Annotated in this window: 1 rRNA gene (cut by a window edge); it reads left to right on the top strand. The window is 50.8% G+C overall.

The window, feature by feature from the left end:
* The first annotated feature begins 268 nt into the window (after positions 1–268).
* A 16S ribosomal RNA gene (locus tag H8F22_RS33005) occupies positions 269–1298 on the top strand (it continues 299 nt past the right edge of the window).

Raw genomic sequence — 1298 nt, 5'->3', positions numbered from 1 at the left:
AGATTTCCAAGCGAAACTTTGAAAACTTCTGAAAATAACCGCTTGACAGCAACAGAGGCTGCTGTAGAATGCGCGCCTCGGTTGAGACGAAAGATCTTAACCAACCGCTCTTTAACAACTGAATCAAGCAATTCGTGTGGGTGCTTGTGGAGTCAGACTGATAGTCAACAAGATTATCAGCATCACAAGTTACTCCGCGAGAAATCAAAGATGTAACCAACGATTGCTGAGCCAAGTTTAGGGTTTCTTAAAAACCCAAAGATGTTTGAACTGAAGAGTTTGATCATGGCTCAGATTGAACGCTGGCGGCAGGCCTAACACATGCAAGTCGAGCGGTAGAGAGAAGCTTGCTTCTCTTGAGAGCGGCGGACGGGTGAGTAATGCCTAGGAATCTGCCTGGTAGTGGGGGATAACGCTCGGAAACGGACGCTAATACCGCATACGTCCTACGGGAGAAAGCAGGGGACCTTCGGGCCTTGCGCTATCAGATGAGCCTAGGTCGGATTAGCTAGTTGGTGAGGTAATGGCTCACCAAGGCGACGATCCGTAACTGGTCTGAGAGGATGATCAGTCACACTGGAACTGAGACACGGTCCAGACTCCTACGGGAGGCAGCAGTGGGGAATATTGGACAATGGGCGAAAGCCTGATCCAGCCATGCCGCGTGTGTGAAGAAGGTCTTCGGATTGTAAAGCACTTTAAGTTGGGAGGAAGGGTTGTAACCTAATACGTTGCAATCTTGACGTTACCGACAGAATAAGCACCGGCTAACTCTGTGCCAGCAGCCGCGGTAATACAGAGGGTGCAAGCGTTAATCGGAATTACTGGGCGTAAAGCGCGCGTAGGTGGTTCGTTAAGTTGGATGTGAAATCCCCGGGCTCAACCTGGGAACTGCATTCAAAACTGACGAGCTAGAGTATGGTAGAGGGTGGTGGAATTTCCTGTGTAGCGGTGAAATGCGTAGATATAGGAAGGAACACCAGTGGCGAAGGCGACCACCTGGACTGATACTGACACTGAGGTGCGAAAGCGTGGGGAGCAAACAGGATTAGATACCCTGGTAGTCCACGCCGTAAACGATGTCAACTAGCCGTTGGGAGCCTTGAGCTCTTAGTGGCGCAGCTAACGCATTAAGTTGACCGCCTGGGGAGTACGGCCGCAAGGTTAAAACTCAAATGAATTGACGGGGGCCCGCACAAGCGGTGGAGCATGTGGTTTAATTCGAAGCAACGCGAAGAACCTTACCAGGCCTTGACATCCAATGAACTTTCCAGAGATGGATTGGTGCCTTCGGGAGC

It is taken from the genome of Pseudomonas mucoides (assembly GCF_015461845.1).
Taxonomy (GTDB): domain Bacteria; phylum Pseudomonadota; class Gammaproteobacteria; order Pseudomonadales; family Pseudomonadaceae; genus Aquipseudomonas; species Aquipseudomonas mucoides.
Note: the sequence above shows the minus strand (reverse complement) of the source record. Positions and strands in the feature narration are given on the sequence as shown.